Annotated in this window: 13 protein-coding genes; 12 read left to right on the top strand and 1 reads right to left on the bottom strand. The window is 72.8% G+C overall.

Annotated elements, in window-relative coordinates:
- The 4 genes from AN218_RS10310 to AN218_RS10295 form a co-directional block, all read left to right on the top strand.
- The coding region (locus tag AN218_RS10310) for a DnaJ C-terminal domain-containing protein (RefSeq protein WP_275936966.1) at positions 1–539 on the top strand (539 nt) is incomplete at its 5' end.
- Positions 539–940 carry a chaperone modulator CbpM gene (locus AN218_RS34315; protein ID WP_079132010.1) on the top strand — a complete coding sequence of 134 codons (402 nt, stop codon included), beginning with the start codon at positions 539–541 and terminating at the stop codon, positions 938–940. The genes AN218_RS10310 and AN218_RS34315, both read left to right, overlap by 1 nt.
- Positions 931–3,591 carry an ATP-dependent chaperone ClpB gene (clpB, locus tag AN218_RS10300; RefSeq protein WP_070016488.1) on the top strand — a complete coding sequence of 887 codons (2,661 nt, stop codon included), beginning with the start codon at positions 931–933 and terminating at the stop codon, positions 3,589–3,591. The genes AN218_RS34315 and clpB overlap by 10 nt, the downstream gene beginning before the upstream one ends.
- Positions 3,592–3,900: 309 nt before the next feature.
- Positions 3,901–4,530, top strand: coding sequence for a DUF1345 domain-containing protein (locus tag AN218_RS10295; protein WP_070016487.1), 630 nt, complete (start codon positions 3,901–3,903; stop codon positions 4,528–4,530).
- A gap of 27 nt (positions 4,531–4,557) precedes the next feature.
- On the opposite strand, the gene AN218_RS10290 is transcribed toward AN218_RS10295, so the two are convergent.
- Entirely contained in the window at positions 4,558–5,955 is a 1,398-nt protein-coding gene (locus AN218_RS10290; protein WP_070016486.1) for a sensor histidine kinase, read from the bottom strand.
- 250 nt (positions 5,956–6,205) lie between these two features.
- On the opposite strand from AN218_RS10290, the gene AN218_RS10285 reads away from it, so the two are divergent.
- From AN218_RS10285 to AN218_RS10250, 8 genes are all read left to right on the top strand, one after another.
- The gene (locus AN218_RS10285) at positions 6,206–6,898 is read left to right on the top strand and encodes a hypothetical protein (RefSeq protein ID WP_070016485.1); all 693 of its coding nucleotides are present in this window, start codon (positions 6,206–6,208) and stop codon (positions 6,896–6,898) included.
- 120 nt (positions 6,899–7,018) lie between these two features.
- The gene (locus AN218_RS10280) at positions 7,019–7,759 is read left to right on the top strand and encodes a response regulator transcription factor (RefSeq protein ID WP_070016484.1); all 741 of its coding nucleotides are present in this window, start codon (positions 7,019–7,021) and stop codon (positions 7,757–7,759) included.
- A gap of 233 nt (positions 7,760–7,992) precedes the next feature.
- The gene (locus AN218_RS10275; protein ID WP_070016483.1) at positions 7,993–8,541 is read left to right on the top strand and encodes a PepSY domain-containing protein; all 549 of its coding nucleotides are present in this window, start codon (positions 7,993–7,995) and stop codon (positions 8,539–8,541) included.
- Positions 8,542–8,590: 49 nt separating this feature from the next.
- On the top strand, positions 8,591–10,528 hold the full coding sequence (locus AN218_RS10270; RefSeq protein WP_070016489.1) for an outer membrane protein assembly factor BamB family protein: 1,938 nt from the start codon (positions 8,591–8,593) through the stop codon (positions 10,526–10,528).
- A gap of 170 nt (positions 10,529–10,698) precedes the next feature.
- Positions 10,699–12,633, top strand: coding sequence for a WD40 repeat domain-containing protein (locus AN218_RS10265; RefSeq protein WP_070016482.1), 1,935 nt, complete (start codon positions 10,699–10,701; stop codon positions 12,631–12,633).
- Positions 12,630–13,319 carry a GTP cyclohydrolase II RibA gene (gene ribA / locus AN218_RS10260; RefSeq protein WP_070016481.1) on the top strand — a complete coding sequence of 230 codons (690 nt, stop codon included), beginning with the start codon at positions 12,630–12,632 and terminating at the stop codon, positions 13,317–13,319. The genes AN218_RS10265 and ribA overlap by 4 nt, the downstream gene beginning before the upstream one ends.
- Positions 13,316–14,332 (top strand): formylglycine-generating enzyme family protein, encoded by a 1,017-nt coding sequence (locus tag AN218_RS10255; protein WP_070016480.1) that lies wholly within the window; start codon positions 13,316–13,318, stop codon positions 14,330–14,332. Before ribA ends, AN218_RS10255 begins: the two co-directional genes overlap by 4 nt.
- A partial coding sequence (locus AN218_RS10250; protein WP_070016479.1) for a flavin reductase family protein occupies positions 14,329–15,007 on the top strand: 679 nt, incomplete at its 3' end. The genes AN218_RS10255 and AN218_RS10250, both read left to right, overlap by 4 nt.

Here is a 15,007-nt window from a genome sequence, read left to right as displayed (position 1 = left end):
CGGTCCGCGGCGCGGACCAGGAGGCGGAGCTGCCGCTGACCGTCGAGGAGGCCCACCGGGGAGGCCGCCGCGGGGTCACGCTCGGCGGCGGCGACGGGGAGCGCACCTACCAGGTGACCATCCCCCGCGGCGTCGTCGACGGTCAGCGCATCCGGCTCGCGGGCGAGGGCGGCCGGGGCAGCCGGGACGCCCCCGCGGGCGATCTGTTCCTGCGGGTGCGCATCACACCGCACTCCCGGTTCCGGCTCGACGGCCGCGACGTCCACGTCACGCTGCCCGTCACGCCCTGGGAGGCGGCGCTCGGCGCGACCGTGCCGGTGACGACGCCCGAGGGGACGGCGAAGGTCGCCGTGCCCGCCGGGTCCTCCAGCGGCAGAAGGCTGCGGCTGCGCGGCGAGGGCATGCCGCATCCCGGCGGCACCCCGGGCGATCTCTACGCGGAGCTGCGCATCACGGTGCCGCCCGAGCCCACGCCCCGTGAGCGCGAGGCGTTCGAACAGCTCGCCGCCGCGTCCGACTTCGACCCGAGGAGGCCCTGATGACCCAGCGCACGAGGACCCAGCGCACGAGGAGCGCCGCCGCCTTCGCCGCCCGCGCGGGCGGCTCGGCGCCGCGTCCGTCCCCGCACGCGTCCCACGTCCTGGCGCCCGTGCACCGGCTCAGCCTGGAGACCGTCGCGAGCCGGTCCGGACTCCACCCGGAGATGGTCCGGCGGCTCGTCACGCTCGGACTGCTGGAGGCGCACCGCGACGCCGACGGACGCCTCTGGTTCCCCCCGTCCGCGCCCCTGGCCCTGGCCCGCATCGAGCGGCTGCGCGCCGGGTTCTGTCTGAACTACGCGTCGCTGGGCCTGGTCGTCGAACTGCTGGAGCGCATCGCCGTACTGGAGGCGGAGCTGCACCGCCGCGGTGTGCGGAGTGAGGACCCGTCATGGATATGAACCGTCTGACCCTGAAGTCGCAGGAGGCGCTGCAGGAGGCGCAGTCCGCCGCCGGGCGGATGGGACACAGCGAGGTGGACGGCGAACATCTGCTGTCGGCGCTCCTGGACCAGAGCGACGGGCTCGTACCGCGCCTCGTCGAGCAGACCGGCGCGGATCCGCGGGCGCTGCGGGACGCCGTACGCGGGGAGTTGGACCGCAAGCCGAAGCAGACCGGCGCCGGGGCGACAGGCGAGGCGCAGATGACCCGGCGCCTGGCGAAGCTGCTGGACGGCGCGGACCGGGAGGCCCGCAGGCTCAAGGACGAGTACGTCTCCGTGGAGCATCTGCTGCTGGCGCTGGCCGAGGAGGGCTCCGCGACCGGAGCCGGCCGGGCCCTGGCCGGACACGGCGTCACGCGCGACGGCTTCCTCGGCGCGCTGGCCCGCGTCCGCGGCAGTCAGCGCGTCACCTCCGCCACCCCCGAGGGCGCGTACGAGGCGCTGGAGAAGTACGGGCGCGACCTCGTCGACGAGGCGCGCAACGGGACGCTCGACCCGGTGATCGGACGGGACGCCGAGATCCGCCGCGTCGTCCAGATCCTCAGCCGCAAGACGAAGAACAACCCGGTGCTCATCGGCGACCCGGGCGTCGGCAAGACGGCCATCGTGGAGGGGCTGGCGCAGCGCATCGTCAGCGGCGACGTCCCCGAGGGACTGCGGGAGAAGACCGTCTTCTCGCTCGACATGAGCGCGCTGGTCGCCGGCGCCAAGTACCGCGGCGAGTTCGAGGAACGGCTGCAGGCCGTGCTCGGCGAGGTCAAGGCCGCCGAGGGCCGCATCCTGCTGTTCGTCGACGAGCTGCACAACGTCGTGGGCGCGGGCGGCGGTTCGGAGGGCGCGATCGACGCAGGGAACATGTTCAAGCCGATGCTCGCCCGGGGCGAACTGCACATGATCGGCGCCACGACGCTCGCCGAGTACCGCAAGCACGTCGAGTCCGACGCCGCCCTGGAGCGCAGGTTCCAGCAGGTCATGGTCGACGAACCGTCCGTCGAGGACACCGTCTCCATCCTGCGCGGCCTGCGGGAGCGGCTGGAGATCTTCCACGGCGTCAGCATCCAGGACACCGCCCTGGTCGCCGCGGCCACCCTCAGCCACCGCTACATCTCCGACCGGTTCCTCCCCGACAAGGCCATCGACCTCGTGGACGAGGCGTGCGCGCGGATGCGCACCGAGATGGACTCGATGCCCGCGGAACTGGACGAACTCACCCGCCGCGTCACACGGCTGGAGATCGAGGAGGCCGCCCTCTCCCAGGAGACGGACGCCGCCAGCGCCACACGCCTGGACGAACTGCGCCGCGAACTGGCCGATCTGCGGGCCGAGGCGGACGCGGGTCAGGCCCAGTGGGAGGCCGAGCGGCAGGCGATCCGCCGCGTACAGGAGCTGCGGCAGGAACTGGAGCGGACGCGCCAGGAGGCCGAGGAGGCCGAGCGCGCCTACGACCTGAACCGTGCGGCGGAGCTGCGGTACGGACGGATCCTCGAACTCGAACGCAGGCTGGCCACCGAGGAGGAGCAACTCGCCGTCAAACAGGGCGAGTCGAGGCTGCTGCGCGAGGTCGTCACCGCGGACGAGATCGCCGAGATCGTCGCGGCCTGGACGGGGATCCCCGTGACGCGGCTGCAGGAGGGCGAGCGGGAGAAACTGCTCCGGCTCGACGACATCCTCCGCGAGCGCGTCGTCGGCCAGGACGAGGCCGTCGAACTGGTCGCCGACGCCGTCATCCGCTCCCGCTCCGGCATCCGCGATCCGCGGCGCCCCATCGGGTCGTTCATCTTCCTCGGGCCGACGGGCGTGGGGAAGACGGAGCTGGCCAAGGCGCTCGCGGAGGCGCTCTTCGACTCCGAGGAGAGCATCGTGCGGCTGGACATGAGCGAGTACCAGGAGCGGCACACGGTCAGCCGTCTGGTGGGCGCGCCGCCCGGATACGTCGGCTACGAGGAAGGGGGACAGCTCACGGAGGCGGTACGCCGCAAGCCGTACTCCGTCGTGCTGTTCGACGAGATCGAGAAGGCGCACGCCGACGTCTTCAACACGCTGCTGCAGATCCTGGACGACGGCAGGATCACCGACGCCCAGGGCCGTACGGTCAACTTCCGCAACACCGTCGTCATCCTCACCTCCAACATCGGCTCGGTGTATCTGCTGGACGGTGTGACGGCCGACGGCGAGATCACGGCGGACGCGCGTGGCCGCGTGCTGGAGGATCTGCGCAGCCACTTCCGGCCGGAGTTCCTCAACCGCGTCGACGACATCGTCCTCTTCAGCCCGCTGGGCGAGGAACAGATCGAGCAGATCGTCGAGTTGCAGTTCAACGACCTGCGCTCCCGCCTCGCGGAACGCAGGATCACCGTCGAACTCACCCCCGCGGCCCGGCGGCTCATCGCACACAACGGCTACGACCCCGTGTACGGGGCGCGTCCGCTGCGGCGCTTCATCTCGCACGAGGTCGAGACGGAAGTCGGACGCGCGCTGCTGCGGGGCGCCGTCGAGGACGGCGCGTCGGTCCTGGTCGACGCCGTGGACGGCGAACTGCGGGTCACCTACGCGTCGCCGGCGGCGGAGGCGGAGCCGGGCGGAGAGGACCACATGGCGGAGGCGGCGTGAGAGCGGGGGCGGGGGGGATGACGGGTGCGGGGCCCGGGTGACGGGTGACGGGTGGCAGGTAGCGGATGACGGATTTCGGATGACGGACGACGAGTGACAGATGACAGATCACAGATGACAACTGACAGATGACCACCAACTGTCAGCAGACGCCGGACCTCGAACGCCTGACGCCGGACGCGGACGCCTGACGCCGAACAACCGCCCGTGACCGGCCGATTCGGCGGACGCGAACCTCCGCGCCACCCCCGGACGTTCGCGCCCGGCCATGCCACGCCGCCCGGCGGTACGGCCGTTAGTGTCTGTTTCATGAACAGCAGTCTGCTGCCGGTCTCCGCGGTCACGCGTCTCGCCGGTGCGGCGGTGTTCGGAGCCGTGGTCGGCGTCCTCGCCGGTGCGTCGACCGATACGCCGCTGGGCGTTCTCGCGGGCATCGCCGCGATGGAGACGTCCTTCGTCGTGGCGGGCTGGATCGTGCTGTGGCCGATGGACGCGAGCGCCACCGACGACACCGTCGGACGCGAGGACTTCCGCCCCCTCACCGAGGAACTCGTCGTCATCGGGGCCGCGTTGTGCGGCCTGGGCGGCATCGTGGTGCTGCTCCTCGGCCACTCCGACGTGGGCCACGCCGCGACCGCGCTCGCCGGTGTGTTCATGGCGTGGGCCGCGCTCCATCTGATGTACGCCACGCGCTACGCGTATCTCTATTACGTGAAGCCCGTGGGCGGCATCGACTTCAACTCCGAGGAATCGCCGACCTATCGGGACTTCTTCTACTTCAGCTACAACCTCGGCATGACCTATCAGGTCTCCGACACCGACGTCTCCAGTCCGGCGATCCGCGCGATGGCGCTGCGCCACTGTCTGCTCTCGTACGCGTTCGGCACCAGCATTCTGGCCACGGCCATCAATCTCGTCGTGGGGATCGTCAGCAGTTGATCCCGTAACGCCCGGTGTCCGTGGGCGCTACGAGCGGGGACGCGCCCGCTTGGAGCGGTGGGCGGGACGGCGCTGCGGCGGCGGCTGCGCGGTGCGGGCCTCTGAACGAGCCGTGCCGAAGCGGCAGTCGACGCGGGTGCCCCGTCCGTCCGGCCCGGCTCCCAGCGCGAAGCTCCCGCCGGACTCCTCGGCCGTACGGCGGGCGATGTCGAGTCCGAGACCGGTCGAGCCCGCTCCGCTCTCGCCCCGCGCGGTCAGTGCCGAACCGGGGATCCCGGGCCCGTCGTCGTCCACGAGGAGCCGTCCGTCGTCGGTGACCGTCACACGGACGTCCGTACCCTCCGGGGTGTGGTCGAGGACGTTGCCGATCAGCGCGTCGAGTACGGCGCGCAGATCCTCGGCGGAGACCGCGACCGGCACCGGCCAGGGCGGCGCCCACACCGCCGCGGCGCGTGACTGCTCCTCCGCCAGCGGCGCCCAGAACCGCGTGCGCTCCTGCGCGACCGCCGACAGGTCCGCCTGCCCGCTGTCGGGGTCGACGGCCGAACGGGCCGTGCGTATCACCTCGTTGACGCTCTGCTCCAGCGCCGTCACGCCTTCCGAGACCCGCCGCACGGCGGCCTCGTCCCGCAGAGTCTCCGCCTCCAGCCGCAGCGCGGTGAGCGGCGTACGCAGCCGGTGCGCGAGGTCGGCGACGCGTTCGCGTTCCGCCGCGAGCAGGGTGCCGATCTGCTCGCCGAGTTCGTTCAGCCGGTGCGCCAGGAGGCGCAGCTCCAGCGGGCCCATCGGATCCGCCCGCGCCTGGAGGTTCCCGGCCGCGAGCTGGTCCGCCACATTGCCCAACCGCCGTGTGCCGCGGACGAGATGGGAGGCGAGCCGGTCGGCGAAGGCCAGTCCGAGCAGGGTCAGCGCCGCCCCGAGGCCCGCGACCGCGAACCACGAGGGCCACACCCCGGAGCGCAACTGCTCCTTGTCCACGGCGACCTGCACCACGACCGCGTCGGTGTGCTTCTTCCCCCCGCCGCCGGTGACCAGCACCGGCATCAGATGGATGCGGTCGCCGTCGCCCGCCGCGTAGGTGAACGTACGTCCCGAACGGGCGAGCTTCAGGGCCGCCTTGCTCACCGAGCGGGGAGCGGGCCCGAACGTCTGCCCGTCCGGGAGTACGACCGAAGCGCGCGGCTGGCCCTCGGCGTTGACGCCGTCGAGCATGTCGCGGATCATCCTGCGGTCCGCGGCCGAGGTCACCTCGCCGTCGCCGAAGGAGCGGCTGATGACCGCCGCGACCGACTCCCCGCGTACGGAGGCGTCCGCCAACGCGTGGTCCTCGGCGTGGTCCTGGGCCAGCAGGCCGAGGGGGATCAGCAGCGACGTCAGCACCAGCACCGTGGTGATCCCGATCAACAGCAGCAGTTGCTTGCGCATAACCGTCGCTTCCGTCCGTGCCGTCCCACGGCTCCGGTTCGCGGAGCCGCCGCGGCGCTCCGGCCGTCGCTCCCGCGGCGCGACGCTGCGCGGAGGACAGGGGACGGCTGGTGAGAGGCGGCGGTCACGGAGCCTCGCCGCGCACGACACTAGCCACGCACGGCCGCGTGCACGAGGTGTTGGCCGAGCTGTGCGGTCTCTTGTGCGAAAGCTAACCGAACGTTGCATCGGCACGCGGCACACTCGGTCCATGGACGCGAGCGAACCGAACCGGCCGACGGGGCCGGAGCAGCCGGGGCCGGAGCGGGGCCCCGCGTGGCGGCGGCGGGCGACGACGGGCGGCTGGCTCTGCGCGATCGTCGTGGCGATCGTGGTGGGCGCCTGGTCGTTCCAGAACGCGAGCCCGGACGCCCAGTACGCACGGCACGATCCGCTCGACGAGTCCGCCGTGCGCCACGAGTTGCACGGCGGGCGGCCGGGGGACGATCCCGGCTCGTCCGGGAGCACGGTGCCCTCCGGCGGATCCTCCGCGCCGCCGGACGACGCACCCTCCGCTTCCCCGTCCTCCTCGTCGTCGGGGTCCTCGTCGGGATCGTCGTCGGAGTCCTCGTCCCCGTCCGGCGACGTCCGTACGTTCGGCCTCAAGATCGCGCACGGCGCCGCGACCGCCACCGTCCAGTGCCGTGCCGACGGCCGGATCCGGCTGCTGGGGCTGAGCCCCGCCGACGGCTACAGCGCGGACGACGTGGAGTACGGACCGGCCCCGCGCGTCACCTTCGAGCTGGAACCGCCGGACGACGACGAGGACGACGACTCCGACGACACCGCCGACGACAGCGCGTACGACAGTGCCGACGACGACTCCGACGATCCGCCCGACCTGATCGTCACGGCCCGCTGCTCCCACGGAAAGCCCGCCATCTCGGTCGCCGAGGACGACTGAGGCCGTGGCCCCGGGGCCACGGGCCCGCACGCCCCCGGGACGGACGCCGGGGAACGGTGAAAGTTGCACCGTTGCTACGAACGCACCGCCCGCCTGGCCGGATTGTGTGACCCTGACCGCATGCGGCTGCTGCTCGTCGAGGACGACGACCTGATCGCCCGGCCACTGACCGAGGGGCTGGGCAATTACGGTTTCACCGTGGAGCGTGCCGCGACCGGCGCCGCCGCGCTGGCCGCGCCGCCGGCCGACCTGGTGCTGCTGGACCTCGGGCTGCCCGACATGGACGGCATCGACGTCTGCCGTGTCATGCGCTCCCGTTCGGACGTCCCCATCATCATGATCACGGCGCGGGGCGAGGAGACCGACCGCGTCGTCGGTCTGGAGCTGGGCGCCGACGACTATCTCAGCAAGCCCTTCGGCGTACGGGAGTTGGTGGCGCGCATCCGCGCGGTCACCCGCCGCACCCGTGCTCCGCTCGCCGCCGTACCCGCACCCGCACCGGCGGCGGCCGTGCCCTCCGCCGCGGCGGAGGGGTGCCGGCGGATCGGCCCGCTGACCGTGGACGTGCGGACCCACCGCGTCGAACTCGACGGCGAGACCGTCCCGTTGGCTCCCAAGGAGTTCGACCTGCTGGCGTATCTCGCCCGCGATCCCGGCGCCGTCTGCTCACGCGAGGAGATCCTCGACGCCGTCTGGGACCCGAACTTCTTCGGGCCCACCCGGACCCTGGACGTCCATGTGGCCACGCTGCGGCGCAAGTTGGGCGACCCGGCCTGGATCGAGACCGTACGCGGGGTCGGCTTCCGGCTCACCGCGCCCGCGGACCGGGTGGCCTCCCCGGGGCACAGCACGGCGCACTGAGCGCCCGGCGGGCCGGCCCGAGGCGGATCCCCCCCCACACACAACTCCCCGCCTCCCGCCCGTCGTTGGATCAATCTTGCACTGCCCCTAACGGTCCGCTGACCGGGCGCTGACCTGCGGATTCGTAGTGTCCGTGGTGAGTTCCGCGAGGTTCACGGAGCGGACGTGCCGCCTGTGGCGGACGTACGGCACCGGGCGCGGAACAGCCCCGTACGCCACATCCGGAGGTAGACGTGCAGCACAGGAAATCGCACGCACGGAAACGGACCGTCCTCGCCGTCATCGCGGCCGGCGGCATCGCGCTCGGCGGCGGCACCCTCGCGGTGGCCGGCCAGTCGTCCGCGGGCGCCCCGGGAGCCGGGGACCAGGCCGATGTGCGGGAGGCGTCCGGCGTCACCATGGCACAGGCCACCGACCGGGTGCTCCAGCAGGCCACCAACGGCCGGGTCACCAAGGCCGTCGCCACCCGCGAGAACGGCCGCAGCGTCTTCAAGGTCGACTTCGTCCAGGGGTCCCGCACGCTCCAGTCCACCGTGGACGCCACCACGGGCGAGATCCTGCGCACCGGCGCCCGCCCGGCGGCCTCCGGCGCCTCCTCGGACTCCGACCGTACCGCGCCCGAGTCGTGCACCGGCGACGACGACGCCGATGACGAGGACGACGACGGCGACTTCGACGATGACGACGACGATGCGGACGACGGCGACGACGACGCGGACGACGCCGGTGACGACGACGATGACGACGGCCCGATCCGCGGCGGTGTCACACCCAGCAAGTGACCGCCGCACGGCGGGCGTTGAGAACGGCTGACGGGACGAGGTGGTCATCGTGGAGCTGACGGACCGCGTCATCAGGATCCTGTACGTGGACGGTACGGGCTTGCTGGCGTCGGACAGCGTCGGGCGGATCCATCTGCTCGACGAGGAGTTGCGGGTCGTCAGGTCGTCCCCTTTCGTGAGACAGGGCCGGCCGCTCTACGGGCTGGCCGTCCACGACGGCTGGGTCGTCGGAAAGGACCGCATGGGCGCGGTGTTCCGCTGGTCGCTCGCGACGCTGGAGCTCGTGGACCGGCTGGACCCGGCAACGGTGTGCGACCCGTCCGGGCTGGTCCCCGGCGAGGAGCCCTCGCCCGTCAGCTCCCGCGGCATCGGCGTCTGGGACGGCCGGGTCTACGTCACCAGCGGCTACCACCGGCAGATGCTCGTGCTGGATCTGCACACCTTCGACGTGCTGGAGATCCGGCCGAACATCTGCGGTGGGAGCCCGATGGAGTGGGCCTGCACGGAGCATCCGACCCGGCACGCCGTCTCCGACAAGAAGGGGAGTCTGCGCTTCGGTTCGTTCGCCGACGGCGTCTTCGACGAGCACGTCAAGCTGGACGACGGCAACATCCACCGGGTGCGCTGGGACGCGCGTCACCGGCGGTTCTGGGCGACGCAGGACTTCGGCGAGGGCGAGAACGCCGACGTCGCCAACGGCGTCGTGGTCGTCGGCGAGCAGGGCGAGAAGGAGGCCGAGCTTCTCTTCGCCCGCGACGACGTCGAATTCGTCGCGTTCTCCCCGGACTTCGCCCGTGCCTACTCCGGCGGCTTCGACGGGGAGCTGCACATCTTCGACAACTCCTCCCCCGAGCTGCGCATCGCACGCACCGTGACCGGCTTTCCGCACCAGCTCAGCGATCTCACGGTCGCCCCGGACGGCGACGTGTTCGTCCTCTGCCAGGACGGCGAGATCGTACGCCTGGACGCGGACGGGGAGTTCGTACGCGCGGCGGGCTTCCGGCGGCAGGCGGTGTGGGACATCCAGGCCGCGCCGCACGATCCGGGCACCCTCTACTGCGCCACGGACACCGGCGTCGCCGTCGTACGGGTGGTGGAGGCGGAGTCGTCGGGCGGCCCGATGCTGCGGGTGGAGGCGGAGCACACCACCGCTCTCGGCTTCACCCGCCGGGTCGCCCCGCTCGCCTCCGGCTGGGTCGGCATCACCCGTGACCACCGGGTCTTCCGCTCCGAGGCGGACGGCACGCTCCGCTGGAACCGCGAACTGCCCGCGCTGCCGCACACCGTGGCGGTCTCCCCGGACGGTTCGCGGGCGCTGGTGGCGACCAACGCCGGGGCGGTGGAGCTGGACACGGGCGAGGGCCGGGAGTCGGCCAGGTTCGACGTGGACGGTCTGCCGGTCTGGGCGGGCGTCTATCTGCCGGACGGGCGGCGCGTCCTGGTCACCAGGAACGGGGTGATCACCGTGCTGGACGCGGGAGACGGTGCCGAGGTGATGTGGCGCTTCGACCAGGGCGAGTACCCCAAGAGGATCCGGGCGGAGGAGGACCGGATCTACGTCGTCGGGGACGGCGGTCTGAAGGAGATCGTCATCGGGCTGGGTGTGGTGGCCCGTTGGGCGAAGCTGCTGTCCAACACCGTGGAGAACGCCGTGATCGCGGACGGCCTGGTCTGCGCGGTCTCGTACGGCATGCAACTGGCGGCCTACGACTACGAGTCGACGCGCTTCCGCGGACTCCTGGAGGACCTGCCGGACTATCCGAAGGCCATGACGGTCCTGCGCAGCGCATCCGGTACCGCGTATCTGCTGCTCGGCCACCGCACGGGACTGCTGTCGCTCTACCGGCTCCAACAGGGCGCCGGCGAGCGGCCGTTCGCCAAGGTGCGTGACCGCTGGCTCGCCCGCAGCCCGGCGACGTACACGCTCATCCGGCACGACCACCCCGCCCCAAGCCGCACCCCGGCGGGCCTGAGCCCCCAGCCCTGACCCGGACCCGGGCGGCGCCCGGGCCCGTACATCCGGTCCCGTACATCCGGGCGTACGCCCGTCGTCCCGATGTCGTCGTCCCCGTCGTCGTCCCCTGTTCCGACCGGCCCGTCCCGGGCGGGCGCCGCGCATCCCGCGCGGTGCGCGTCTCACGAAGGGAAGCAGGCACCATGCGTGCGATCGATCTGAAGCCCAATCCCACCGGGCACGCCGCCCCCGTCACCCACGTCGCGTTCCGCGCGGACGGGCGGCGCCTCGCGAGCTGCTCCTACGACGGGACCGTCCTGGTGTGGGACACCGGCGTCCCCTCCCGTCCGGTACGGATCGCGAAGCTGCGCCACCGCCGCCTCGTCAACGCCTCGGCGTGGAACCCCGCCGTGCCGACGCTGCTGGCCACGGCGTCCGCGGACAAGACCGTCGGGGTCTGGCAGATCCCCGACCGGGCACGTGCCGACCTCGTGGGCGTACTGGCCCGGCACACCGACGACGTCAACTCGGTCGGCTGGATGCCCGACGGCCGGCGGCTGATCTGTGTCTCCGAGGACGGCCGCGCCACCCTCTGGGAGGCGCTGACGGGCGCCTACCTCGGCGAGGTCGGCACACACGCCGCGCACTGCATGACGGTCTCGGTCAGCCGGGACGGGCTGGTCGCCACCGTGGGCGAGGACGGCATGGTCTCGGTCGGCGCACCGGACGACCCGGACTCCGGAGGCCCCCTGACGCGCCACTACGACGCGTCGGTCGAGGGCTGCGCCTGGTCGCACTCCGGGAAGACGCTGGCCGTGGCCCGCGACGACGGCGCGGTCGATCTGCTGACGCCGCGGCTGGAGCCCGTCCGCACCGTGCAGGTCTCCGACTCGGCCGCACGCGCGGTGAGTTGGGCCGACGACGACGGGTCGCTGGTCGTGGGCGCCTACGACGGCTCGCTGCACTTCCTCGGCGCGTCCGGCGAGCGGCTGCGGCGACTGGACGACGTACGGCAGTGGCCGAGGTCGGTGTCGGCGGCGCGCGGGCTGGTCGCCGTCGGCAGCTTCCGCAGCAGCCCGCACCTGGTGGACTTCCGTACGGGCAGCCGGCTGGTGGGTCCCGCCGGTGAGAACCACGGCCCCAACGCGCTGGCCGTACGGGGCGACGAGCTGCTGATCGGCTGCGACTCGGGGCGGGTGTTCGCCGTCGACACGGGCGGCACCGACCGCGCCGCCGACGAGACCGCTGACGGCGCCGGCCGCGGAAACGGTACGAGCGCGGGCGACGGTGCCGGGCCGCCGGCCGTGCGCACCCTCGCCGCCTCCGGCAGCCCCGTCCTCTCCCTCGCGGTCCACGACGGCGGCGTCTTCGCGGGGACGTACGCCGGACATGTGGTGCGCTGCGGCGAGGACGAGCGGACGAGCGAACCCCTGGGCGCGCCCGTGCCCTCGCTCTGCTCGTCCGGCGACCGGCTGATCGCGGGCACCTACAACGGCGAACTCCTCGCCCTCCGACCGGACTTGCTCACGGTGGCCGAGCGTGCGGCGCCGCATGGCGGCTCGGTGAAGTCGCTGGCGGCCCTCGGCGGCGGCTTCCTCTCCGCGGCGACGGACCGCACCGTCGCGGGCGGCCCCCTGCACCGCAGGGTCACGCTCTGGGAGCACGGCAACCTCGTCAACTCCGTTGCCACGCTGGACGGTCAGGTCGCGGCGACGGCGTCGCGCGACCACACCGTCAAGGTCGTCCGCCTCGTACCCGCGGGTGCGGCGGCCTGGCAGGTGACGCGGATGCAGACGCTTCTGGGCGCGGACGAGTCGGTCAAGTGCGTCGGGCTGCTCGGCGACGCCGACGCTCCCCAAGTCCTCGCCGGGTCCTACGACTTCGGCCTCCGTCTGTGGGAGGTCGACTGGACGGACAGCGCCGCCACGCTCGCGTCGGGACGTGTGCTCGCCGAGTTCGGGCAGGGCGTCTCCTGCATCGTCCGGCTCGACTCCCGGCGGGCGGCCGTCGCGGGGTGGGACGGACGGATCCTGATCGTGGGACGGGGCGGCGACGGCACGGTCCGCGTGCTGCGCTCGCTCGACGTCGGCGACCTCGCCGAACGGGCGGTCCCCGCGCGCGAGGCGGTGGCAGGGTGAGCGTCCGCCCTTCGGCAGCGGGCCCGACGGCGCCCCGGGAGGCGGCCGTTCGGGCCCGTGTCCCGCTGACCCTCGACCGCGCCGAGCGGCGGCTGCCCGCCGAACTCGTCACCTTCCGGGGGCTGCCGGACGCCGGGGAGCATGTGGCGTGTCTGCTGCCCGGCGGAGGCGGGAGCGGGGGCCGGGACGAGAACGGGACCGGGAGCGGCGGCGTTCCGCTGGTACGGCTGCACAGCGAGTGCCTCACCGGGGACGTCTTCGGCTCCACCCGCTGCGACTGCGGACCGCAGTTGGACGAGGCGCTGCGGCGGATCTCCGCGGAGGGCGGCGCCGTCCTCTACCTCCGCCAGGAGGGCCGCGGCATCGGCCTCTACAACAAGCTGGACGCCTATCTGCTACAGGGCGCCGGTACGGACACCTTCGAGGCGAACCGGCTGCTCGGACGCGGCACGGACGAGCGGGACTACGCGGCCGCCGCGGCGATGCTGCGCGCACTGGGCCTGCGGCGCGTCCGGCTGCTCACCAACAACCCGGACAAGGTACGGCAGTTGAGCGATCACGGAATCCACGTCGAGGACACCGTGCCCACCCGGGTGCATCTGACGCGGGAGAACGCCGCGTACCTCGCGGCCAAGGCGCACCTCGGCCGGCACACCCTCACCCTCCCCGCGGAGACGGCACGATGACGGAACAGCACGACGCGGGCGCCGCACCGCACTTCGCGGAGCACGCCGGGCTGACGGACCCTCGGGCGCTGCGACCCGCCGCCGGCATGCTCGTACGCGCCGCGGTCGATCTGGCCGCGCTCGTCGAGGACCCGGCGGTGCCGCTCGGCGAACGGCTCACCGCGGGCGGCATGCTCGGACTGATCGGCGACCTGCGCCTCACCCCGGTCCCCCGGACGTGCGCGGTGCCGGGCGGCACGGTGCAGATCGGGCTGCCGCGGCAGTCCGTTGGGGCCGTCGCCGCCGAGTGGGCGCATGTGGGCGTCGAGGAGAGCTGGATCGAGAAGGAGACCCCGCTGCACGAGGCCGTCCTGGAGAGCTACTGGATCGGGACCTATCCCGTCACCAACGGCGAGTACCGGGACTTCCTCGAGGACACCGGCCGTCAACAGCGGCCCAGCACCTGGTACTTGGGCGCCTACCCGTACGACCGTGGCAACCATCCCGTCGCCGGGATCGGCCCGTCCGACGCCGACGCGTACGCGGCCTGGCTCTCCGAACGCACCGGCCATCCCTGGCGGTTGCCCGGCGAGGCCGAGTGGGAGTACGCCGCCGCCGGGCCGAAGGGCCTGGCCTACCCCTGGGGCGGCACCTTCGACCCCAACGCCGCCAACACCCGGGAGACCGGCGTCCACACGACCACACCGGTCGGGGCGTTCCCCGCCGGACGCTCCCCCTTCGGCGCCTTCGACATGGCCGGCAACGTCGAGGAGTACGTCGCGGACGTCTACCGCCCGTACCCCGGCGGGCAGTTCGTCGCCGACGACCTCGCCGAGAGCCACGGCCCCTACCGCGTCGCCCGCGGCGGCAGCTTCTCCCGCTACGGCGATCTGGCCCGCACCCGGCGCCGCCACGGCGCCTTTCCGGGGCCGCTGTACCCGGTCGGCTTCCGCGTCGCGACGAGCCTGCCCCCGCCACCCGAGAACACCCGCCCCCGTACGACGACCGGCACGACGAAGGAGCACGGACGATGAGCGCCGAGGTCCCCGCCGACCTGTGGAAGAAGCTGACCAGCACCGTGGGACTGGTCTGCGTACGGCACCGCGGCGCGACGAACCTGATGTCGGCGGAGTGGTCCTACTTCGTCAACAAGGCGCCCCTGTACGCGGCCGTGGTACTCGGGCCCCGTGCCACCACCCGTGAACTCATCGCCGCCGCCGGGGAGTTCACCGTCACCTTCTGTTCCGAGGAGCAGTCGGAACTCGCCGACTTCGCCGGCAGCTTCTCCACGGCCGACGTCGACAAGACGACCAGCGACCTCGTCCGGCTCGGCGAGCCGGAGGCGACCGGTTCGCCGTGGGTGCGCGGCGGGCTCACCGCCGTCGAATGCACGCTGCGGCAGACCGTCGCCTTCCCCGTCCACACGATGTACGTGGGAGAGGTCGTCGCCGCGCACACCCCCGACCCGCTGCCCGGGCCGCTGGTGAAGCACGGCGCGATGCACCGCCTCGGCGGCCCCGCGGAGCGCACGGCCGCCGTGGTGGCGGCGCAACTGCTCCCCGGCGGCCAGCTCCGCGTCGCCGCGACGGGACCGCCGGACGCCGGGGGACCGTGGCGGCTGAGTCTGCTGATCGGCGGCGGACCCGACGCACGCGCCGAGACCGCCGAGACCGATGCGCTCGACACGCTCGACGCCATCGATCTGGGCA

The organism is Streptomyces nanshensis, assembly GCF_001751255.1.
GTDB lineage: Bacteria > Actinomycetota > Actinomycetes > Streptomycetales > Streptomycetaceae > Streptomyces > Streptomyces nanshensis_A.
Note: the sequence above shows the minus strand (reverse complement) of the source record. Positions and strands in the feature narration are given on the sequence as shown.

What these genes read in the sequence shown, in the direction of transcription:
- AN218_RS34315 (WP_079132010.1), top strand. Translation starts at nt 539, where the DNA reads ATGACCCAGCGCACGAGGACCCAGCGCACGAGGAGCGCCGCCGCCTTC.
- clpB (WP_070016488.1), top strand. Translation starts at nt 931, where the DNA reads ATGGATATGAACCGTCTGACCCTGAAGTCGCAGGAGGCGCTGCAGGAG.
- AN218_RS10295 (WP_070016487.1), top strand. Translation starts at nt 3,901, where the DNA reads ATGAACAGCAGTCTGCTGCCGGTCTCCGCGGTCACGCGTCTCGCCGGT.
- AN218_RS10290 (WP_070016486.1), bottom strand. Translation starts at nt 5,955, where the DNA reads ATGCGCAAGCAACTGCTGCTGTTGATCGGGATCACCACGGTGCTGGTG.
- AN218_RS10285 (WP_070016485.1), top strand. Translation starts at nt 6,206, where the DNA reads ATGGACGCGAGCGAACCGAACCGGCCGACGGGGCCGGAGCAGCCGGGG.
- AN218_RS10280 (WP_070016484.1), top strand. Translation starts at nt 7,019, where the DNA reads ATGCGGCTGCTGCTCGTCGAGGACGACGACCTGATCGCCCGGCCACTG.
- AN218_RS10265 (WP_070016482.1), top strand. Translation starts at nt 10,699, where the DNA reads ATGCGTGCGATCGATCTGAAGCCCAATCCCACCGGGCACGCCGCCCCC.
- AN218_RS10255 (WP_070016480.1), top strand. Translation starts at nt 13,316, where the DNA reads ATGACGGAACAGCACGACGCGGGCGCCGCACCGCACTTCGCGGAGCAC.